This window comes from Rhodococcus sp. NPDC056960, from assembly GCF_042674125.1.
Taxonomy (GTDB): domain Bacteria; phylum Actinomycetota; class Actinomycetes; order Mycobacteriales; family Mycobacteriaceae; genus Rhodococcus_F.
The window spans coordinates 181,448-206,047 of record NZ_JBHURF010000005.1; the positions used below are offsets into that span (position 1 = coordinate 181,448).

General features: G+C 69.5%; 1 protein-coding gene (running past one end of the window). It reads right to left on the reverse strand.

Going from position 1 to position 24,600, the window contains the following annotated elements; genetic code table 11:
• On the reverse strand, positions 1 to 24,600 hold the 3' portion of the coding sequence (locus tag ACFTWF_RS10020) for a non-ribosomal peptide synthase/polyketide synthase (RefSeq protein WP_378461047.1). The gene runs 9,117 nt beyond the window's last position; only the last 24,600 of its 33,717 coding nucleotides appear in the window; its start codon lies off the right edge, out of view — the gene reads right to left on this strand; the stop codon is at positions 1 to 3.

The window sequence follows — 24,600 nt, forward strand, 5'->3', positions numbered from 1 at the left end:
TCAGCGTTCCGACCGCTCCCCTGCCTGAGCCACAAGCGCGGAGAGCGCCGCCACCCAGAACTGTCCGAACCGGTCCACCTCCGGCGTCGACAGGATGCCGGGCGGGAACGACATGAAGGCCGACAGCTGCAGGCCCTCCTCGGTTTCCGAGATCACCGACTGGATGTCGAGCACCGCCTGCGCGGGCATCGCGCTCTTCTCGAATCCACCCGACACGGGCGACTCGAAGTCGGGCAGCCAGTCCAGGCCACGCACGGCCTCGGGAACCTCGGCCGCGCTGACGCGTCCGATGTAGTTGAACACGATCTGCGGTTCCGGCCACTGCCTCATGACCGCCGACGTGTCGGGGTTGAGGTAGCGCAGCAGACCGTAGCCGATTCCCCGGTCCGGGATCGCACTCAGCTGATCGCGCACCGCGCGCACCGCATCCGCCGCGCCCGCGCCGCCGTCCATGGCATCCGCGATGTCCACTCCACCGAGATCGAGACGGGCCGGGTACATCGTGGTGAACCAGCCGACCGTCCGCGACAGATCCGCACCCGGAACCGCGGACTCCTCACGGCCGTGTCCCTCGAGGGTCACCACCGTCGACGACGCCTCGACCCCTCGGTCACGACGCCATGCGGCCACCGCCAGCGCGAGGGCGGTCGCGAGGACGTCGCCGATCTCACCGTCCAGCGCGCCCGGCGTGCCACCCAGCAAGGCCTCGGTGACCGCTGCGGGCACGTCCACTCGGGCCCGTTCCAGCGTGTTGACCAGGTCGGTGCGCAGGTCCAGCTCACGCGATCCGAGCAGCGGATCCGGACCGGTCAGCATGTGCTCCCACACGCCGAGTTCGGCCACCCGCTCGGGCTCGGCTGCCGCCTCCAGCAGACCGTCGGTCCAACGCCGCAGCGACGTTCCGACCGGTTCCAGCGACGGTGACGCCCCGGCCGCGACCTGTGCGCCTGCGGTCGCGAAGTCCGGCACCAGGATTCGCCACGACACGGAGTCGATGACGAGGTGGTGCGGCAGCACGAGCAGCCGGCCGCGTCGATCTGTCTCCGCCGGGTCGAACCAGACGAACTGCAGCATCGATCCCGCTCGCGGATCGAGACGACCCAGCGCCGCGTCGAACGCCGCACTCGCCACCGCGTCGAACTCCGGGGTGCCGGGCCGGTCGCAGGCCGCGAGCTCCACGCGCTGCACCGTCCCGTCGATGTCGACGCTGCCGACGGGTGCGATCTCGAGCGCGTCCTCCGACCCGTCCGTGACGAGAGTCGACCGAAGCACGTCGTGCTTGTCGACGACCGCGGTGATCGTCTCGATCACCTGTGCACGGTCGATCCCGGCGGGCAGTGTCAGCAGCAACGGCATGACGAACCGGTCGAAGTCGCCGCCGCGCTCGACCATCTTGCGGGCGACCGGGGTGAGCGGCACCGTTCCGACGCCGCCACTCTCGTACTCCTGCAGAACCGCCGCTGCGGAGGCACCCGAATCGGCCACCGCCGCAAGCTCGGCGACGGTTCGCCGCTCGAAGACGTCGCGCGCCGTGATGTGGATACCGGCCGAACGTGCCCGGGCCACCAGCTGGATCGACACGATGCTGTCGCCGCCGAGCTCGAAGAACGAGTCGTCGATGCCGACGCCGTCTCGACCGAGCAGCTCTGCGAACACGGCCGCCAGGTCCCGCTCGGTGTCGGTGCGCGGCGCCCGGAATTCGGCCGCCGACGCGAAGTCCGGCACCGGCAGAGCGCGCCGGTCGAGCTTGCCGCTGGTACCCAGCGGCAGTGCGCCGAGCACCATCACCGAATCCGGAAGCATGTAGTCGGGCAACGATTCCGCGACGAACCCGGTGAGCGCCGCCGTGTCGAGCGCCGCATCCGGCCTCGGCACGACGTAGGCGACGAGCCGCGCCCCCACCTCGCTGTCGTGGACGATCACCGCGGCCTGGGCCACGTCGACGTGCCGGACGAAGGCCTCCTCGACCTCGCCGAGCTCGATGCGCAGACCGCGAACCTTCACCTGGAAGTCGGTGCGGCCCACGAACTCGAGGACGCCGTGCTCGTTCCACCGGACGAGGTCACCGGTGCGGTACATCCGCACTCCGGAACCACCGAACGGGTTGGCGACGAACCGGTCCGCGCTCAGCGCCGCACTGTTGACGTATCCGCGGGCCAACTGCGCGCCGTCGAGGTACAGCTCACCGGGAACTCCGACCGGTGCCGGGTTCAGATGCGCGTCGAGCACGTAGGCCCGGGTGTTCCAGGCCGGCGCACCGATCGGCGCGATCGTCCCCAGTCCCGACCGCTCCACCACGTGGGCCGTCGAGTTGATGGTCACCTCGGTCGGACCGTACAGGTTCACCAGCTCCGCGGAACCGAGTCCGGCGACCCGCTCCGCAGCCGACTGCGGCAGCGGCTCACCGCCCGCGAACACGAGCCGCAGCGAACCGCACCCGTCGGGGGTCGCGGCGTCGAGGAACATGGTGAGCACGGACGGGACGAACTGGATCACCGTCACCGATTCCGTGCCGACCGTCGCCGCCATGTACTCGGGATCGCGGTGACCGTCCGGCGTGGCGATCACGAGGGTGCCGCCGACCACCAACGGCAGGAACAGCTCCCACACGGAGGCGTCGAACGTGAAGGGCGTCTTCTGCAGCACCACGTCCTGTGCGCCGATGCCGTAGACGTCCCGCATCCAGGCCAGCTGGTTGGCCAGCGCCGAATGCGGAATCGCCACGCCCTTCGGACGTCCCGTCGACCCCGACGTGTACAGCGCGTACGCGAGGTTGTCCGGGTGCAGGTCCCCGAGCCGCTCGGCGTCCTCGACCGGGCCGTCGGCGTACTCGGACAGGTCGAAGTCCTCGACCAGGTACACGGGCACGTCCACGTCGAGGTTCGCGATGTCGTCGGCCGAACTCAGCACGCACGTCGGTGCGGCGCTGTCCACGACGTACGACGTCCGGTCGGCCGGGTGTTCCGGGTCGATCGGGACGTACGCGCCGCCCGCCGCGTGAACGGCGTAGAGGCTGGTCACCATGTCGAGCGAGCGCCGCATCGCGATGCCCACCACGGAGTCCGGACCGACGCCCAGTGCGATCAGGTGCCGCGCCAGGCGGTTCACCCGCGCGTCGAACTCGGCGTAGGTGAGGCGCACGTGGTCCGCCACCACCGCGGTGCCGTGCGGTGTGCGTGCGACCTGGGCGCCGAACATCGACACCACGGATTCGTCCGTCACGTCGTGCCCGGAATCGTTCCACCGGGACAGCACGAGGATGCGTTCGTCCGCGGTGAGCAGGTCCAGAGCGCCCACCAGAGTGGAACTTCCGGCCGCGATGGTCTGCAGGATCCGGGTCAGCCGCGAGCCGAACCGTTCGACGGTGTCGGCGCCGAACACGTCCGGAAGGTACTTCAGGACCAGTTGCAGTTCGCTGTCCGACTGGGCCAGGAGGCTCAGCGGGTAGTGCGAGGCGTCGCTGATCTGCACTCCTGCGACCCGGAGACCGTCGATGTCGCTGTCCTCGGTGAGTCCGGCCCGGTCCACGGGGTAGGACTCGAACACCGTCAACGTGTCGAACAGTCCGCCGATTCCGGCGATCTGCTGGATCTCGGGGAGACCGATGTGGTGGTGGTCGAACAGCGCCGACTGCTCCGCCTGCAACCGCTCGAGCAGGCCGAGGAGCGTCTCGCGGGGATCGATGCGCACCCGGATCGGGATGGTGTTGATGAACAGACCCACCATCGACTCGATACCGGCGACCTCCGGCGGGCGACCCGACACGGTGGCACCGAAGACGACGTCGCCGGACGCCGTCATCCGGGCCAGCAGCAGACCCCACGCCGCCTGGACGATCGTGTTCATCGTCAGGCCGCGGTCCCGGGCGATCCGCGCGAGGTTCTCGCTCACCACCTCGCCGAGGTGCACTGCGAATTCGGCAGGCTCGGGACGGTCCTCGCTGCTCGGCGCCGGCGCGAGAACGGTCGGGCCGTCGAGTCCCGCCAGTGCGTGCGCCCAGGCGCTGCGTGAGGCGTCGGTGTCGCGTTCGGACAGCCAGGCGAGGAAGTCGCGGTAGCCACGCACGCGCGGCAGCACCGAAGCGTCGCCGCGGGTCGCGTACAGCACCAGCAGGTCCTTCATCAGCAGCGGCATCGACCATCCGTCGAGCAGGATGTGGTGGTTGCTGATGGAGAACCGGTAGCTGCTCTCCCCCGTGCGGATCAGGAGGAACCGCATCAGGGGCGGGCGGCCCATGTCGAATCGCGCCGAACGGTGTTCGCTCAGAACGGAACTGATCCGCGCCTCGCGTCCGGCCTCGGACAGCCCGGACAGGTCGAGTTCGTTCCACGGCAGTGCGACGTGGTCGACGACCACCTGGACCGCCGTCCCCGAATCGTCGGGGACGAACGCGGTGCGCAGGTTCGCGTGGCGCGCGATCAGCGCCTCCGCGGCGCCGCGGAGGCGGCCGGTGTCGACGACACCCTGGAAGTCGAGCACGACCTGAGCCGTGTAGACGTCCACCGCGTCCTCGGCGAGAACGGAATGGAAGAACATTCCGGACTGCAGCGGAGCGAGCGGCCACACGTCGGTGGCGCCTCGGTAGCGCCGCTCGAGCGCCTCGAGGTCGTCCTGCGTCACGGTCACGAGGGGAACGTCGGACGGCGTGAGCCCGCCGCTCTTCGGCCCGGTCGCGTGCTCGGCGAGCGCGGTCGCCGCGGCGTGCCACAACTCCGCGAACTCCCACACGTCCGCCTCGTCGAGGATCTCGGTGGCGAACGCGATCTTGGCCTCGATCTGGGGGCCGGACGCGGTCTCCGACGTCACTGCGTTGATACTGAGCACCGCCGGCGCCACCATCTCGTCGTCCATGGCGCCGCCGAACTCACCCGAGTCGCTGTCCGGAATCCAGCCGAGATCCCGGATCTCGGCGGGCAGATCCACCGAACCCGCCCGACCGAGGTAGTTGAACCCGATCTGCGGAGTCGGCAGCGACACCAGAGCCGGAGCCGTCTCGTCGTTGAGGTAGCGCAGCAGCCCGTAGCCGATGCCCTTGTCGGGCACGGCCAGCAACTGTTCCTTGACGGCCTTCAGCGCGGCTCCCGCCGAGGTGCCGCCGTCGAACGCGTCGGCGAGATCGGCCCGCGAGACGTCCAGCCGCACCGGGTAGAGGCTGGTGAACCAGCCCACCGTGCGGGAGAGGTCGGCGCCGGGAACGGTCGACTCCTCCCGGCCGTGTCCCTCGAGGTTGATCAGCACCGAGCGATCCGCGGTCCCGCCGCGCAATTCACGCCAGCGCGACACCGCGAGAGCGAGGGCCGCGAGCAGACCGTCGTTGACGCCGCCGTTCACGGACTGCGGGATCGTGGTCAGCAGCGCCTGCGTCACCTGCGTCGAGAACGTCATGCTCAGGCGGTCGGTCCGGCCGATCACGTCGCGTTCCGGATCGAACGCACGCCGACCGATCAGCGGATCGGTGCCGGCGATCATTCCACGCCAGAAGTCGAGTTCCGCCACGCGGTGCGGAGACTTCGCCTCCTCCACGAGACCGTGAGCCCAGGCCCGGACGGAGGAACCGACCGGCTCGAGCTGCGCCGGCTGCCCCGCCATGATCTGTGACCCCGCGGTCGCGAAGTCCGGCAGCAGCACTCGCCAGGACACCCCGTCGACGACGAGGTGGTGCGCCAGCACCAGCAGGCGTCCGCTCTGACCCGGCAACGACTCCGCGGGCGCAAACCACACGAACTGCGTCATCCGGCCCGACGCCGGATCGAGGCGGTCTGCGGCACGACTGAGAGCCGCGCGGGCCAGCCGCTCGAACTCGTCGGTGCCCGGCTTGTCGGTGAATTCGATCTGCTCGATCAGCTCGTCCGCGTCGAACGCGCGTCGAACGGACAGCGATTCGAACGACCAGTCGTCGCCGTCCCGGGTGAGCCGGGAGCGGAGGATGTCGTGGCGCGCCAGGATCGCATCCACCGTGTCCGCCATCTGATCTCGCGTCACGGCGGGTGGGGTGGTCAGCAGAACGGCCTGCGAGAACCTGTCGAAGGTTCCTGCCGTCTCCACCAGCCAGTGCGCGATCGGGGTGAGCGGTATCGTACCGACACCGCCGCCCGGCAATTCCTCGAGCTTCACCGAGTCGACCTCGGCGGCCCACGCGGCCACGTCGGCCAGCGCGGCGACGGTCTTGCGTTCGAAGACGTCTCGCGCCGTGAACAGCACCCCGGCGTTCTTGGCCCGGGTCGTCAGCTGGATGGACACGATGCTGTCGCCGCCGAGGGCGAAGAACGAGTCGTCGACGCTGACGCGGTCGACACCGAGGACCTGTGCGAAGACGTCCGCGATCGCCTTCTCCATCGGCGTGGACGGCGCGGTGTACTCGCCGGCGGCCGACACGAACTGCGGCTCGGGAAGGGCCTTGCGGTCGAGCTTTCCGGCGGGTGTCAGCGGCACGGAGTCGATGGCCATGATCGACGACGGCACCATGTAGCCGGGCAGGGTCTCGGACACGAACGCCGACAACTCGGCGACGTCGATCGACGCGCCCGCTGCGGGCATCACGTACGACACCAGGACGGTTTGCCCGGTCTGCTCACGGTGATGGCCGAGCGTGACCGCGAAGTCGACGCTCGGGTGCCTGCCGAGTTCGGCGTCGATCTCGCCGAGTTCGATGCGGAACCCGCGGACCTTCACCTGGAAGTCGCTGCGGCCGACGTAGTCGAGGACGAGTTCCCCCGTCTCGCCCTCGTGCACCCAGCGCACCACGTCGCCGGTGCGGTAGAGCCGCTCACCGGGACCGCCGAACGGATTGGCGACGAATCGCTCCGCCGTCAGGGCGAACCGGTTGTGGTAGCCGCGTGCCACGCTCGGTCCCGCCACGTACAGCTCCCCCGCGACCCCTACCGGGACGGGCGTGAGCCGGGAGTCGAGCACGACCACGTCGACACCCCGGGTGGGGCCGCCGATGGTGACGGGCCGATCCGCCTCCATCGGGTTGCTCGACGTGCTCCAGATCGTGGCCTCGGACGGGCCGTACAGGTTGAACATGCGCCGGCCCGGCGCCCACTTCTGCATGAGCTCCGGCGGGCAGGCCTCGCCCGCCACCGACAGCACCTCGATGCCTTCCAACCCGGCCGGGTCCACCGTGGTGAGCGCGGCGGGGGTGATGAAGGCGTGCGTGACCTTCTGCTTCTTCAGCAACCGCGCCAGTTCGTCTCCGCCGTACACGACACCGGACGCGATGACCATCGTCGACGCGGCGGCGACTGCGTGCAGCAACTCGAAGACCGACGCGTCGAAGCTGGGCGACGCGAAGTGCAGCACCCGCGACTGCGGGGTGAGCCGGAGCCGCTCGACCTGCTCGGTCGTGACGTTCGCCAGGCCCGTGTGGGTGACGACGACGCCCTTGGGCAGGCCCGTCGACCCCGACGTGTAGATGACGTACGCCGCGTCGTCGACCCGGGTCGGACGGACGCGGTCCGCGTCGGTGACGGCGTCGTTCGACACGGACGCGCACGCGTCGTCCATCTCGTCCGCACCGAGCACCAGCCAGCGCACGGTGTCCGGGAGTTCGGCGACGTGGGCGTCGGTGGTGAGACCGATTTCCACGCGGGAGTCCGTGACCATGTGCATGATCCGGTCGAACGGGTAGCTCGGATCCACCGGGACGAACGCCGCCCCGGTCTTCGCGACCGCCCAGATCGACAGGATCGATTCGACCGAACGGGTCAGCGCGAGGGCCACGAAATCGTCGGCCCCGATGCCTCTGCCGATGAGAACGCGAGCGAGCCGGTTCGAGCGCTCGTCGAGGTCCCGGTAGGTGACCCGCTCGTCGCCGCACACGACGGCGACGGCGTCGGGGTTCACCGCCGCGGCAGCGCCGAGGATGCCCGACAGCATCTCGGGTGCGGCGGTGTCCGCGCCGCGCACCGGTGCGAGCACGGCGTGCTCGTTCTCGCTGAGGACGTCGATGTCGCCGATCAGTACGGACGCGTCGGTGGTGATCGCCTCGAGGATGCGCTGGAAGCGGAACGCGAACGCCGCGATGGTGCGCTCGTCGAACAGATCCGTGGCGTAGGTGAACACGCCACGCATCGGCGTATCCCCGTCAGCGTCTGCCGCGTCGGCGAGCGTGAGCTGCAGATCGAACTTTGCGGCGTTGATCCCACCGTCGAGTCCCTCGACCGTCAGTCCGGGCAGTTCGAGATGCGCCTGCTCGGTGTTCTGGAACGCGAGAGCCACCTGGAACAGCGGCGAGAACGCGGTCGAGCGTTCCGGCTGCAGGATCTCGACCAGCCGCTCGAACGGCACGTCGGTGTGTGTGAACGCGCCGAGGTCGTGCTGACGCACCTGTGCGAGGAGGTCGGCGAACGGGGCGTCGACGTCGACCTGCGCTCGCAACACCAGCGTGTTGACGAACATGCCGACCAGGTCGTCGAGTGCGGCCTCGCCGCGGCCCTCGATCGCGGTGCCCACCGCGATGTCATCCGTGGCGCTGAGCCGCGCGAGCAGCACCGACAGCGCCGCGTGCGCGACCATGAACAGCGACGCGTTGTGTTCGCGGGCCAGCGCCCCGAGCCGGCCGCGGAGTTCCGCGTCGATCTCGAAGTCGAAGTTCGCGCCGCGCATCGACTGTGCGGGCGGTCTCGGCCGGTCCGTCGGCAGCGGCAGCACGTCCGGCAGACCGCTCAGCGTGGTCCGCCAGTAGTCGATCTGCCTGGTGGCCAGCGAATCCGGGGCGTTCTCGTCACCCAGCAATTCGTGCTGCCAGAGCGAGAAGTCCGCGTACTGGACGTCGAGCGGAGCCCAGGCGGGTTCCGAGCCGGCCGCGCGGGCGCTGTAGGCGATCACGACGTCGCGTGCCAGCGGTGCCGTCGAGGCGCCGTCGGACGAGATGTGGTGGACGACGATGACCAGCACGTGCTGGTCGTCGTCGATGCGCAGGAGGCGGGCGCGGACCGGAACGGTCTGCGCGACGTCGAATCCGGCGGTGACGAGGGAGATCACGCGTTCGCGCAACGCATTCTCGTCGGCCACGTCCTCGACGTCCAGTGCGGTGAAGCTCCGGGCGGGCAGCACGACCTGGCCCGGTCCGTCACCGGTGTCGGGGTACGTCGTGCGGAGCGTCTCGTGCCGCTCGACGACGTCGCCGAGCGCCTGCTTCAGCGCCGCGACGTCGAGACGGCCGGTCAACCTGATCGCCAGCGGAATGTTGTATGCCGCCGACGTGGTGTCGAACTGGTTGATGAACCACATGCGGGACTGTGCCGGGGACAGCGGAATCCGGGCGGGACGCGGGTGCGCCACCAACGCCGGCCGGTTCGTGCCCGCCGAATCGGACTGCTCGGCACGCGCCGACAAGGCGATCACCGTCGGAGCCTCGAACAGCTCGCGCACTCCGATCGACGTGTCGAGGGCGGCGTTGATCCGCGCGACCACTCGGGTCGCCACCAGCGAGTTGCCGCCGAGATCGAAGAAGCTGGTGTCGACGCTGACGCGCTCGTGACCGAGGACGTCCGCGAAGACTCCCGCGACGATCTCCTCGACGGGGGTCCGGGGAGCCTTGTAATGGTCTGCGGCGCCGCCGAACTCGGGCTCGGGCAGAGCCTTGCGATCGAGCTTGCCGTTGATGTTCAGCGGCAGCGCGTCCAGGGCGATCAGCGCGGACGGCACCATGTACCCCGGAACCGACCGGCCCGCGAACGTGAGGACGTCGGTGTCGTCGACCGAGTGCCCCGGCTCCGGTACGACATAGCCGACGAGCCGGTCGCCGGTGTGCCGGTCGTGATGCACCACGACGACGGCCTGTGCCACCGACGGGTGCGTGACGAGGGCACGCTCGATCTCACCGAGTTCGATGCGGAAGCCGCGGACCTTGACCTGGAAGTCGCTGCGCCCGACGTAGTCGAGGTTGCCGTCGCGGTTCCACCGCACCAGGTCGCCGGTGCGGTACATCCGGGCCCCGGCCTCGCCGAACGGATTCGCGACGAACCGCTCCGCCGTGAGGTCGTGGCGCCCGAAGTATCCGCGCGCCAACTGCTCGCCCGCGAGATAGAGCTCACCTGTGACACCGGCGGGAACTGGGTGCAGACGCGAGTCGAGAACGTACGTCTGCGTGTTCCATTCGGGCCTGCCGATCGGGACCGAACCGTCGCGCTCGTCGCCGCATCGGTAGTGCGTGACGCTGACGGCGGCCTCGGTGGGGCCGTACAGGTTGAAGATCTCGGCGTCGCAGACGTCGCGGAACCGGAGCACCGCGTCGGCCGGCAGTGCCTCACCGATGCACAGCACACGCCGCAGCGACACCAGCTGCGTCGGCTCCGCCACCGCGACGAACGCGGACAGCAGTGACGGCACGAAGTGCACCGTCGAGACCTGCTGCTCCGCAACGAGTCCGGCGAGGTACGACGGATCGCGATGGCCGTCCGGGGTGGCGACGACCAGCCGCGCACCCGCGGTCAGTGCCCACCAGAACTCCCAGACCGACAGGTCGAACGTCGCCGCCGTCTTGAGCAGCACCGCGTCATCCGCGGCGAGCGGGTACTCCGACTGCTTCCACCGCAACTGGTTCACGATCGCACCGTGCGCGATCGCCACGCCCTTCGGCCTGCCGGTGGAACCCGACGTGTAGATCACGTACGCGGCATTGTCCATCCGCAGCGGAGCGGTGCGCTCCGCGTCGGTCACCGGAGTCGCGTCGAGTCCGCCGAGGTCCAGTTCGTCGAGTAGAAGGTAGTCGACGCCGCCGGGCAGCGCCTCGACGACCGCACGGGCCGTCAGCACGCAGACGGGTTGCGCACTTTCCAGCACGTACGCGGTGCGATCCGCCGGATGGTCCGGGTCGATCGGCAGGTACGCGCCGCCGGCCGCGGCGATCGCGTACATTCCGACCAGCAGTTCCACCGAACGCGGAATCGCCAGGCCGACCACCGTTTCCGGGCCGACACCGCGATCGATGAGGTGCCGGGCCAGCCGGTTCACCCTCGTCGCGAACTCGGTGTACGTGAGCGACTCGCCGTCGAACACGAGCGCGGTGACGTCCGGATTCGCCGCGGCGGCGGTCGCGAACATGTCGGCGAGCGTCGTCTCCGGCAGGGACTGCTCGGTGTCGTTCCATCCGGACAGCACCAGCGCGCGCTCGTCGGCCCCGACGAGCGGCAGGTCGCCGACCGCGGTCCGCGGCGAGTCCACCGCGGCGGCCAGCACCCGCCGGAACATGTCCGCGAAGCGCTGGACGGTGGCGGGGTCGAACAGGTCGGTGGCGAACGTGAACACGCCCGACATCTGCTCGCCCTCGGGGCTGTCCCCCAGGATGAGGTGCAGGTCGAACTGTGCGGTGTCGCCCTCGACCTCGAGCGGCGTGACGGTGAGGTCGGGCAGTTCCAGCTCGGCCTTCGTGGTGTTCTGGAACGAGTAGCCCACCTGGAAGATCGGGTGATGGGCCATCGAGCGTGCCGGGTTCAGGACCTCGACCAGGCGCTCGAACGGAACGTCGGCGTGCGAGAACGCCTCGAGGTCGGCCTCCCGGGCGCGATCGAGGATCTCGTCGAACGTCTGCTGCCCGTCGACCTGCACGCGGAGTGCGAGGGTGTTGACGAACATGCCGACGACGTCGTCGAGTTCGCGTTCGCCGCGGCCCGCGATCGGGGTGCCCACCGCGATGTCCTCGGTGCCGGACAGCCGGCTGAGCAGCACCGCGAACGCGGCGTGCACGGCCATGAACACGCTGGCGTTGTGCCTGCGGGCCAGCGCCGCCAGACCGCGGTGCACCTCGGCGTCGATCGTGAAGTCGATCCGCGACCCACGGAGCGACTGCACGGGGGGCCGCGGCCGGTCGACCGGCAGCTCGAGGAGGTCGGGCACCCCCGCGAGGGTCTTCGTCCAGAAGCCCAACTGGGCGGCGATCAGGCTGTCCGGGTCGTCCTCGCTGCCGAGGAGTTCACGCTGCCAGATCGCGTAATCGGCGTACTGCACCGGCAGCGGTGCGAAGCCGGGTTCGTGCCCGGCGGCCCGGGACGCGTACGCCACCATGACGTCGCGTACGAACGGCGCCGTGGATTCGCCGTCGGTGGACACGTGGTGCACGACGAGCGCCAGCACGTAGTCCTGTGGTCCGACCTCGAACAGTCGCGTCCGGATCGGCGGGACGTCGGCAGTGACGTCGAATCCGCTGGTGACCATGTCGACCAGTTGCTCGCGCAGTTCGTCGTCCGTCACCGCGGCAGGCGTCAGGTCCAGCCGCACCTGGTCGGCGGGAAGGATCACCTGGTGCGGGCCGTCCGCCGAATCCGGGTAGATCGTGCGTAGCGACTCGTGCCGCTCCAGCACGTCGAGCACCGCGGACTGCAGTGCGCCGACGTCCAGGGCGCCGGTCAACCGGACCGCGAGGGGGATGTTGTAGGCGGGCGAGTCCGGGTCGAAGCGGTTGATGAACCACATCCGGGACTGTGCCAGCGACAGCGGGACGAAGGCAGACTTCTCCCGCGGTGCGAGGATCGGCCGCGGCCGGACGTTCTCGTCCGGGGCGGCGACGCGAGCGGCCAGGCCCGCGACGGTCGGCGCCTCGAACAGTTCGCGCACTCCGATCCGGAGACCGAACACCTGCCCGGCCCGGGACACGACCCGGGTGGCGCTCAGCGAGTTTCCGCCGAGGTCGAAGAAGCTGTCGTCGACGCTGACCTGCTCGAGCCCGAGCACCTCGGCGAAGATGACGGCGATCGACTCCTCGGCCGGGGTCGTCGGGGCACGGAATTCCGCACCCGCGGTGACGAACTCGGGCTCGGGCAGCCGCGCACGATCCAACTTGCCGATGCCGGTCAGCGGGATCTCGTCGAGGACGATCACCACCGACGGCACCATGTACGGCGGAAGCGTCTCGCCGACAACCGACTTCAGCGTCTCCGGCTCGACGATCGCACCGTCGGCCGGCAGGACGTACGACACGAGGGTCGTGAGCCCGGCGGGGTTCGCGCGCCCCACCGTCACCGCGAACTCGATGTCCGGCTGTGCGGCGAGGGCGGCGTCGATCTCACCGAGTTCGACACGGAATCCGCGGACCTTCACCTGGAAGTCGGACCGGCCGACGTACTCCACCCGATGCCCGTCCGCCCACCGGACGACGTCACCGGTGCGGTACATGCGCGCGCCGGGTTCACCGAACGGGTTGGCCACGAACCGTTCCGCCGTGACCGACGGCCGGTTGTGGTAGCCACGGGTCACCGACGGACCGCAGATGTAGAGCTCGCCGGGAACTCCCTCCGGGACCGGCCGCAACCGCGAATCGAGGATGAGGGACTCCACGCCGCGCAGCGGCGAACCGATCGTCACCCGCTCACCGGGGACCATCGGCTCGGTGATGGTGACGATGACGGTGGTCTCGGTGGGACCGTAGGCGTTGCGCATCTCGCGGCCGGGCGCCCACCGTGCCACCAGTTCCGGGGTACAGGTGTCGCCACCGACGACGACGGACTTCACGCAGTCCAGTCCGTCGGGGTCGACGGTCATCAGCGCGGTCGGGGTCATGACCACGTTGTCGACCCGTTCGCGGCGGATGAGGTCGGCCAGTTCGTCGCCGCCGTAGACGTCCGCGGGCGAGACCACCAGGGTGGCGCCGGCGCTGAACGCGGCGAGCATCTCCCCGACCGACGTGTCGAAGCTCGGCGACGCCACGTGCAGGAACCGGGAGTCCGGCGTCACGACGTAGTGCTCGCGCACCTCGCGGGTGAGGTTCGCCAGTCCGCGGTGGGTGACGACGACGCCCTTCGGCTTACCCGTCGAACCCGACGTGTAGATGAGGTACGCCGGGTGATCGACCGTCAGGCCGCGGCGCAGATCCGCGTCCTCCACCGCGGCCGTGCTGCGGGCAGCGATCTCCTCGATGGCCACGGTCTCGTCGAGGACGATCCACGGCACCGTGGCGGGAAGGTAGTCGTGGTGGAGGGCGACCGTCAGTCCGAGCACCGCGCCCGAATCGGCCAGCATCTCGCCGATCCGCTCGAACGGAAGTTTCGGATCGACGGGCAGGTAGGCGCCGCCGGACTTGGCGATCGCCCAGATCCCGAGGATGGACTCGACGGAACGTGTGATCGCCAGTGCGACATAGTTCTCCGGCCCCACACCGCGTTCGACGAGAACCCGGGCCAGCCGGTTCGACTGCTCGTCGAGTTCGCGGTAGGTCAGCTCGCGGCCCTCGAACGACACGGCCACCGACTCCGGCGAGATCTCGACACCCGAGCGCAGCAGTTCGGGCAGCGTGCGCGGCTCGACCGACTGCGGTCCCCGGACCGGTGCGATCGCGGCCTTCTCCGCGGCATCGAGGATCTCGATGTCGCCGAGGACCACGTCGCGGTCGGACGACACGGCGGCGAGGATCCGGTGGAACCGGTCCGCGAAGCTCAGGACGGTCCGCTCGTCGAAGATGTCGGTCGAATAGTTGAACGTCGCGGCGATGCCCGCGGCGGCCCCGTCGACGTAGCGCTCACCGACACTCAGCTGGAGGTCGAACTTGGCGACCTCGAGCGGGGCGTCGAGCGCGGAGATCTCGAGACCCGGGAATTCCATCCGGACCGACTCGTTGTTGTCGAACGACAACGCCACCTGGAACAGCGGCTGATGCGCCGTCGACCGCGGTACGTCCAGCACCTCGACGAGACGCTCGAACGGAACGTCGCTGTGGCTGAACGCATTCAGATCGGTGGCACGGACCTGTGCGAGCAGGTCGGCAAAGGTGTCGTCGGGGCGCACCGACGCGCGGAGCACGAGGGTGTTGACGAACATGCCGACGAGCCTGTCGAGTTCCTGCTCGCCGCGACCGGCGACCGGCGTGCCGATCGCGACGTCCGTCTGCGACGACAGCCGCTCGAGCAGCACGGCGAGCGCGGCGTGCACGACCATGAACAGGGTCGAGTTCGTTTCCTGGGCGATCGCGAGCAGACCGCGGTGGGTCTGCGCGTCGATCGTGAACCGTGCCGACGCGCCGCGCAGCGACTGCACGGGCGGTCGCGGCCGGTCGGTCGGCAGTTCGAGCACCTCGGGGAGCCCGCCGAGCGCCTGCTGCCAGTAGCCCAGCTGCCGGGCGGCCAGCGATTCGGGGTCGGACTCGTCGCCGAGCGACTCACGCTGCCACAGCGCGTAATCGGCGTACTGGACGGGCAGCGGTTCCCAGCCGGGAGCACTGCCTGCGGCACGCGCCGCGTAGGCGGTCATGACGTCGGTGAACAGCGGCGCCAGCGAAGCACCGTCGGCCGAGATGTGGTGCACGACCATCATCAGGATGTGGTCGGCGGGGTTCACCTCGAAGCAGGCGACCCGCACCGGGACCGTCTCGGTGACGTCGAATCCGGTGGCACCGAGGTCGCGCATCCGCGCGAACAGGTCCTGCTCGTCCGCGACCGGGATCGGGGTCAGGTCGGACACCACGTCGGCTACGGGCAGGACGACCTGGTGCGCGTCCTCGTCGCCGACCGGGAAGACCGTCCGCAGCGACTCGTGCCGCTCCACGACGTCCGCCCACGCCGAATTCAGCGCCGCCGGGTCGATCGAGCCGGTCAACCGCACCGCCAGCGGCAGGTTGTAGGCCGGGGAGGAGGGATCGAACTGGTTGACGAACCACATCCGCTGCTGAGCCAGCGACAGCGGGATGCGTCCGGGCCGCGGCCGGGCGACGAGCGCGGGACGGTGTTCGGCGGTTCCCGCGGTCGCTTCGAGCAGCTCTGCGAGTTCCGCGACGGTCGGGTGCTCGAAGCAGTCCCGAACCGACAGCTGCGCGCCAAGCGCGGCGGTCAGCCTGGCGGTGAGCCTTGTTGCGCTAATGGAGTTTCCGCCGAGGTCGAAGAACGAGTCGGCGGCACCGACGCGTTCGACGCCGAGCACCGCACCGAACACCCCTGCGACGATCTCCTCGACCGGAGTGCGGGGTGCGACGTATTCGGCCTCGGACGTGACGAAGTCGGGTTCGGGAAGTGCACCACGGTCCAACTTGCCGGTGGCACCGAGCGGGAAGCTGTCCAGGACGAGGATCCGAGCAGGCACCATGTACGCGGGCAGCGTCTCCACTGCCGCGTCCAGCACAGACGCGGTGTCGATCGTTCCACCGGATACCGGGATCACGTAGCCCACCAGGTTCTCGCCGGTGGTCTCGCTGCGGTGCACGACGACCACGGCCTGAGCCACCGACGGATGGGCGAGAAGCGCGGATTCGACCTCGCCGAGCTCGAGCCGCTGTCCCCGCAGCTTGACCTGGAAGTCGCGGCGCCCCATGTACTCGACGATGCCGTCGGCGCGCTTGCGGACGATGTCACCGGTGCGGTACATCCGCTGCCCGGCCGAGCCGAACGGGTTCGCCACGAACCGGTCCGACGTCAGGTCGCTGCGGCCGACATAGCCGCGGGCCAGCTGAATTCCGGCGAGGTACAGCTCGCCGTGCACGCCCGCGGGGACCGGACGCAGCCGCGAGTCGAGGACATACAGCTGGGTGTTCCACACCGGCGCGCCGATCGGCACCGTCGTGCGATCCGCTTCGGTGCACTCCCAATAGGTGACGTCGACCGCGGCCTCCGTCGGGCCGTACAGATTGTGCAGCGCTGCCGAGGAGAAGTCCCGGAAGGCGTCGGCGGAGGCCGGCGGAAGGGCTTCACCACTACAGAACACCTGACGCAACGAACCGCACAGCGCGGCGTCCGCGCCTGCGGTGAACACCGCCAGCATGGACGGCACGAAGTGCATCGTGGTCACGCCGTGCTCGGCGATGACCTTGGACAGGTACGCCGGGTCGCGGTGCCCGTCCGGGACCGCGACGACGAGCCGGGCCCCCACCTCGAGCGGCCAGAACAGTTCCCACACAGACACATCGAACGTAACGGGCGTCTTCTGCAGGACGACGTCAGTGGAATCCATCGGGTACGTGTCCTGCATCCACAGCAACCGGTTGACGATCGCCCGGTGACTGACCGCGACGCCCTTCGGCTTACCGGTCGATCCGGACGTATAGATCACATAGGCGGCCGAATCCGGACGGACCGGTGCCCCGCGTTCGTTGTCGGTGATCGGACCGTCGGGGTGACCGGAGAGGTCGACAGTGTCCACCTCGATCCGCGGCACGTCCGTCTCGGCACCCCGATCGGCCGACGAGCTCAGCACGCAGACCGGGGAGGCGCTGTCGATCACATACGCCGTGCGCGCCGCCGGATGATCCGGGTCGAGCGGCACGTACGCGGCGCCCGTCTTCTCGATCGCGTAGATCGCGATCATCATCTCGAGGGAACGGCGCAGGGCGACCGCGACCCGGGACTCCGGGCCGACACCCCGTACGAGCAGTTCCCTTGCCAGGCGATTGGTCCGGGCATCGAACTCGGCATACGTCAGCGCGTCGTCGCCGAACACCAGAGCCACCGCGTCCGGCGTCCGCGCCACCTGCTCGTCGAACAGATCGACGAGGGTCCGCTCCTCTGCCGCAGTCGCGGCAGTCGCCGATGTCGCGTCCGCGATCACGCCGGCGAGGACACCGGTGAACGTGTCGGCGAAACCTTCGCCCGACGAACCGTCGAGCAGTCCGGGCAGCAGGGTGGACAGTGCCACCGTGACCGCGGCCTCCGGGCCCACGCCCACCCCGGCGAGTGTGCGCGCCAGTTCCGCGGACTTGTCCCGAAGCTGCGCGTACGTGACATCGGTCCCGTTGTGCGACAGCGCGATTCCGTCCGGGTTGATCGACGCAGCACCGTCGAGGAGTTCGGGCAGCGACTGGGTGGCCGCCAACTCCTCCGAGATGGAGTGCGACATGAGCGACTGCGCCCCGTCGCCAGGAACGGCCAGACCGGCCTTCTCGTCCTCGGTCAGGATGTCGATGTCACCGACCACGGCGTCCGCATCGGCCGTCACGGCCTCGAGCACGCGCACGAAGCGATCGGCGAAGGCGCGGACCGTCGACTCGTCGAAGAGGTCGGTCGCGTAGGAGAACCATCCCCGCATGCCGTTCTCGGCGGAGTCCTCGCCGAGACGTTCCTCGACGGCGACACCGAGATCCGTCTTGCTCGTGGTGAGTCCGCTCTCGAGGACCTCCACCGTGAGCCCGGCGAGTTCGAGTGTGGGCCGTTCGAGGTTCTGGAAACTCAGCATCACCTGCGCGAGCGGCGCGAACGCAGCCGACCGCGACGGACGGAGCACCTCGACGACCTGCTCGAACGGCACGTCGGCGTTGCCGAATGCATTCAGATCGACCTCACGAGCCTGCGTGAGCAGCGTGCTGAAACGGGCGTTCGGATCGACGTCGGTACGCAGCACGAGGGTGTTGACGAACATCCCGACAAGGTCGTCGAGCGCACGGTCACCGCGGCCCGCGACGGGGGTGCTGACGGAGATGTCGGTGGTGTTGCTCAGTCGTCCCAGCAGCACCGCGAGTGCGGTGTGCACCACCATGAACAGCGACGCCTGGTGGGTCTGCGCGAGTTCGTTCAGCGACCGGTGCACGTCCTGCCCGATCTCGAACTCGATCAGGCCACCCTGCGGGTTCCGGACGGCCGGGCGTGGACGGTCGGCCGGAAGGTCGAGGACCTCCGGGGCGTCGCCCAGCGCGTGCGTCCAGTACGCGATCTGCTTGCCCGCGAGCGATTCCGGGTCGTCCTCGTTACCGAGGACGTTCCGCTGCCACAGGGCGAAGTCGGGGTACTGCACCGGCAGCGGCGAGAAGCTGGGCTCCTCCCCTTGCACACGAGCGCCGTAGGCGCCGAACAGGTCCCGTGCGAGCGGCGCCATCGACGAACCGTCCGCGGAGATGTGGTGGACCACGACGACGAGGACGTGGTCGCGCTCCCCGAGTGTGAACAGGGCGGCGCGGACCGGGACGTCGGCGGTGACGTCGAACCCGGCCGACGCCAGCGCGACGACCCGTTCCCGCAGATCCTGTTCGTCCGACACCTCGACGACGTCGAGTTCGGACTTCGTGCCGGACAGAACGACCTGGTAGGGGCCGTCGACGGAGTCGGGGTACACCGTGCGCAGCGATTCGTGCCGGGACACGACGTCGGCGATCGCCGACCGCAGCGCCTCGACATCCAGTTCGCCGGTGAGTCGCAGCGCCAACGGGATGTTGTATTCGGCCGACTCGGGATCGAAGCGGTTGACGTACCACATGCGCTGCTGCGCCAGCGACAGCGGAACACGATCCGGCCGCGGTCCGGCGGTGACGGGCGGGCGACCGCCCGCGTCGACACCCAGGGCTTCCAGTCTGCGGGCCAGCTGTGCCACGGTGGGGGCCTCGAAGATCTCGCGGACCGGGGCGTCGATGCCGACGGCCTCGTTGATCCGCGCCATCACCCGGGTGGCGGCGAGCGAGTTGCCGCCGAGCGTGAAGAAGGAGTCGTCGGCACCGACCACGTCGACACCGAGCACCTCCGCGAACACCGCGGCGACCCGCTGTTCCAGAGCCGTACCCGCGGCACGGAACTCACGGTCCTCGGCCAGGAATTCCGGTTCGGGCAGGGCCCGGCGGTCGAGCTTGCCCACCGGCGTGAGCGGGATGGCGTCGAGCGTCACGATCGTCGACGGCACCATGTACCTGGGAACGAATTCGCCCACGAAGTCGAGCATCCCAGCGACGTCCACGTCGGCGCCAGGCACCGGCAGCACGTACGACACGAGGACCGAATCCCCGGACGGTCCGGGCAGGACCGTCGTGGTGGCGAAGTCGACGGCGGGGTGCTTGGCGAGCACCGCGTCGATCTCGCCGAGTTCGATGCGGAATCCGCGAACCTTCACCTGCTGGTCCGAGCGGCCGACGTACTCGACGCTCAGCAGCCCGTCCGCGTCCTTCGTCCAGCGCACGACGTCTCCGGTGCGGTACATCCGGTCGCCCTGCTCACCGTACGGGTTCGCGACGAAGCGTCCCGCGGTCAGCGGCGTCCGCCGGTGGTAACCGCGGGCGAGTCCGAGGCCCGACAGATAGAGATCACCAGCGATACCGACCGGGACGGGCCGGAGGCGATCGTCGAGTACCAGCGCGCTGGTGCCGCGGATCGGACCGCCGATCGTGACCGGGCCGTCGGCGTCCATCGGGTCGCTGATGTTGGTCATGATCGTGGTCTCGGTGGGACCGTAGCCGTTGAACAGCGAGCGTCCGGGTGCCCAGCGGGCCGCGAGTTCGGCAGGAACGGCCTCGCCACCGGCGACGACGAACTGGAAGTCGTCCAGCCCGGACGGATCCACGGACGCCAGCGCCGACGGCGTGACGAAGCCGTGCGTGACGCGCTGCTCGCGCAGGAACGTCGCGAACTCGGGTCCGCCGTACACATCGGTGGGAGCGATCACCATGGTGGCGCCGGCGCCGACCGCGAGCAGCAGTTCGAGAACGGACGCGTCGAAGCTCGGCGATGCGAAGTGCAGCGTCCGCGAGTGCGTCGTCACCTGGTAGCGCTCACGCTGTTCGGCGGCGAAGTTCGCGAGACCCCGGTGCGTGACGACGACGCCCTTGGGTTGCCCGGTGGTACCGGACGTGTAGATCACGTAGGCACTGTTGGCCGGTGTCACCGCCGTCCGGCGCTCCGCGTCCGCGACGGGGGCCGACGAGTACGCCGCGGCAGCCGCCTCGAATTCCGCGCTGTCGAGGACGAGCCAGTCGACGTCCGCCGGGAGCCGGTCGACCTCGGCGCTCACGGAGAGACCCAGCGCCACACCGGAATCGGTGACCATGTGCGCGATGCGCTCGTCCGGGTATCGAGGGTCGATCGGGACGTATGCGCCGCCGCTCTTGGCGACGGCCCAGATGCCGACGATGGACGCGATCGAGCGGGTGATGCCGAGCCCGACGAACGTCTCCGCGCCGACTCCGCGCTCGATCAGGATGCGCGCCACCCGGTTCGAGCGCTCGTCGAGTTCGCGGTAGGTGATGCTCTCGCCGCCCGCGACGACCGCGTCTCCGTCGGGGTTCGCCGCGACGGCGGCGGACAGCAGTTCCACGAGAGGGGTGGGCGAGACGCCCTCGGTACCGCGGACCGGTGTCAGTTCCGCGGTCTCCTCCGCGTCGAGGATGGGGATGTCCCCCACCGCGACGTCGGTGCCGCCGCCCGCGACGGCGGCGAGGATCCGCACGAAGCGATCCGCGAAGCCCTGCACCGTGTCCGCGTCGAAGATCTCGGTGGCGAATCCGAGGACACCGGTGATCCCGGTGGGCGCACCCTCGTCCGACCACAGTTCACGCAGGTCGACGGTGAGGTCGAACTTGCTGAACTCGACGTCCACGGCGCCGGGTGTCGCCTCGAGTCCGGCGAACTCGAGCGACGGGATGCCGTTGACCTGGTGCGTGAGCACCACCTGGAACAACGGCGAGTACGCCGTGGACCGGGTCGGGTTCAGGGCGTCCACCAACTGCTCGAACGGGACGTCCTGATTGCTGAACGCGGCGAGGTCCTGGGTGCGGACCTGTTCGAGCAGAGCGGCGAAGGACGTTCCGGGCTCGACCTCGGTGCGGAGCACCAGCGTGTTGACGAACATGCCGACGAGGTTCTCGAGTGCCTCGTCGCCGCGACCGGCGACGGCCGTGCCGATGGCGATGTCGGTGCTCGAACTGAGTCGTGCCAGCAGCACGGCCAGCGACGCGTGCAGCACCATGAACAGCGACACGTTGTGCGCCCGCGCGACCTCGCCGAGGCGGCGGTGGATGTCCTCGTCGACGGAGAATCCGACGGAACTGCCTGCCATCGACCGCACCGTGGGCCGGGGGCGGTCGGTGGGGAGGGCGAGGACGTCGGGCACACCCGCGAGGGTTTTCGACCAGAAGTCGATCTGGGCGGAGGCCAGGGAATCGGGATCGTCCTCGGAGCCGAGCACCTCCCGCTGCCACAGTGCGTAGTCCGCGTACTGGACGGGCAGAACCGGCCAGGCAGGCTGCGTCCCGTACTGCTGCGCGGCGTAGGCCGTCATCACGTCGCGGGCCAACGGCAGCGTGGATGCGCCGTCGGATGCGATGTGGTGCATGACGAGAACCAGGACGTGGTCGTCCGCGCCGAGCCGGAACAGGCGGGACCGGACCGGGATCGTGTCGGTGACGTCGAATCCGGTGGAACCGAACTCGAACATGCGGTCCCGCAGGTCCTCCTCGCGGACATCGACCGGTTCGAGAGCGAGGTCGACGTCGGCGGCAGGCAGGATCACCTGGTGCGCACCGGAATCGGAGTCCGGGAACACCGTCCGCAGGACCTCGTGCCGCGCGACGACGCCGGACAACGCCGTGGCCAGCGCGGCGACGTCCAGCTCGCCGCGCAGCCGCACGGTGAGCGGCACGTTGTAGGCCGGCGACGACGGGTCGAAACGGTTGAGGAACCACATCCGCTGCTGCGCTAGCGACAGCGGCAGCTCCCGGGGGCGCGCGCCCGCGACGAGAGCCGGACGGGTGGAGCCGTGGTGCGCCCGGTCCTCGACGAGCGTCGCGAGGGTGGCGACCGTCGGAGCCTCGAACAGATCGCGGATCCCGACCTCGGTGCCGGTCGCGGACGTGACGCGCGCAGCGACACGGGTGGCGCTGAGCGAGTTGCCGCCGAGGTCGAAGAACGAGTCGTCGACGCTGACCCGCGGCGCGGAGATCACGTCACCGAAGATGCCGGCGACGACCTCCTCGAGCGGGGTGCGCGGTGCGACGAATTCGGCGGTGCCGGTGGCGAAGACGGGTTCCGGGAGAGCCTTGCGGTCAACCTTCAGGTTCGCATTGAGCGGCATCTCGTCGAGCACCATCACGGCGTCCGGGATCATGTGCGACGGCAGCACCTGGCGCAGTGCGTCCACCGATGCGTCGACGTCGAGTTCGGCGCCTGCGGTCGCGGTGACGTACGCGACGAGCCGGGGACCCTGCTCGCTCTCGTGCACCACCACCACCGACTTCTGCACCGCGCTCTGCGCGGTGAGTGCCGATTCGATTTCGCCCGGCTCGATGCGCAGACCGCGGATTTTCACCTGGAAGTCACTGCGGCCCACGAACACGAGCTGACCGTTGTCGCGCTCACGCACGCGGTCGCCGGTCCGATACATGCGGGCGCCGGGTCCCTCGAACGGGTTCGCGACGAACCGGGATGCCGTGGTGCCGAACATGTTGCCGTACCCGCGGGCCAGGACCTGCCCGCCGATGTAGAGGTCACCGGTCACTCCCGGCGGCACGGGGCGCATCCGTCCGTCGAGCACGTGGTACCGGACGCCGCGGAACGCGGCGCCGAACGGAACCGGCCACGGCTCGGCGTCCTCGGTGGACAGGTCCAGTTCGTACGACGAGCAGGTCACCGACGCCTCGGTCGGACCGTAGTTGTTGAGCAGGCGTGAATCCGTGCCGATCAGGGCCGTGCAGGCGGCCGGCCGCAGCATTTCGCCGCCGAGGAGGACCACCTTCAGGTTGGGCAGGACGCCGTCGGTGTCCAATTCCGTGAGGACCTCGAACGCACTGGGCGCCAGGTTGGTGATCTGGACGTCGCCCGTGCCGATCATACGAAGAATCGGTCCCGGATCGAAGCCGTCGTCGGCGAGGTGGAGCACGCCGCCGTACGCCAGCCCCACCCAGATGTTCTTCTGCGTCTGGTCGAACAGCGGAGAGTTCGCGATCAGCAGTCCGGTGCCGTCCTTCACGCGAAGGTCACCCTGGTACGACTGATAGTTGTTGGACAGACCCAGCATCGGCACCATCGTGGGCTTCGGCCGTCCGGTCGAACCGGACGTCGAGATGACGTGCGCGAGGCGGTTGCCTGCGTGCTCGTCCGACCACGGGTCGTGCGGGAAGTCGGTGTCGTCGAGCGATGCGAGGTGGCGCACCGTAGCGGGATCGTCGAGCACGATCGGCTCGTCGAGGGCCGCGTTCCCGGTGGGCGCGTCGCTGAGCCCGCTCCAGGACCGGGTGGCCACCACGGCCCGCGTGCCGCTGTCTTCGACGAGACCGGTGATCCGGTCGATCGCCCACTTCTGGTCGAATGGGGAGTACGCCGCGCCGACCTTCCAGGCGGCGATCATCCCGACCACCCAGTCGAGCGAACGGGGAACGAGGAGCGCGACGACGTCGTCGGGGCCGACACCGCGGGACAGCAGTTCGCGGGCGAGTTGGTTGGCCCGGCGGTTGAGTTCACCACGGGTCGTCGACACACCGCCGGCGACGACGGCGAGAGCCTCCGGATCGCGCTCGACCCATTCCTGCCAGCGCGTGACAAAGAGTTCGAGCGGCCAGCCCGGCGTCTCCGCGGACTCCGCCACGGGTACCGCGACGACCTCCGATGCGGGCGCGACGATCTCGATGTCACCGACCAGGGCGTGCGCGTCGGCGATGACCTGGTCGAGGATCGTGCCGAAGCCGTCCTTCCCGTCTTCCGACGGCGGGGCCATCATGATGGTGGGAACCAGCCCGGACAGCACCACGGACACGATCGCGTCGGGGCCCATGCCCCGTTCGGACAGCGGCGCCGACATCAAGCGCAGGCGCTCGTCGAACTCGCGGTACGTCACCTGCATGCCGTCGTGGGCGACGGCCACGGCGTCGGGGGCGACGTCGACAGCAGCAGCGAGAAGCTGCGGCAGCTCGCGAACCGTCATCGTGCGGGCAGGTCGCGCTTGGCTCAACTTTGCTCTCTCGTGTTCGGTGAGAATATCGATGTCGCCCACAGCGAC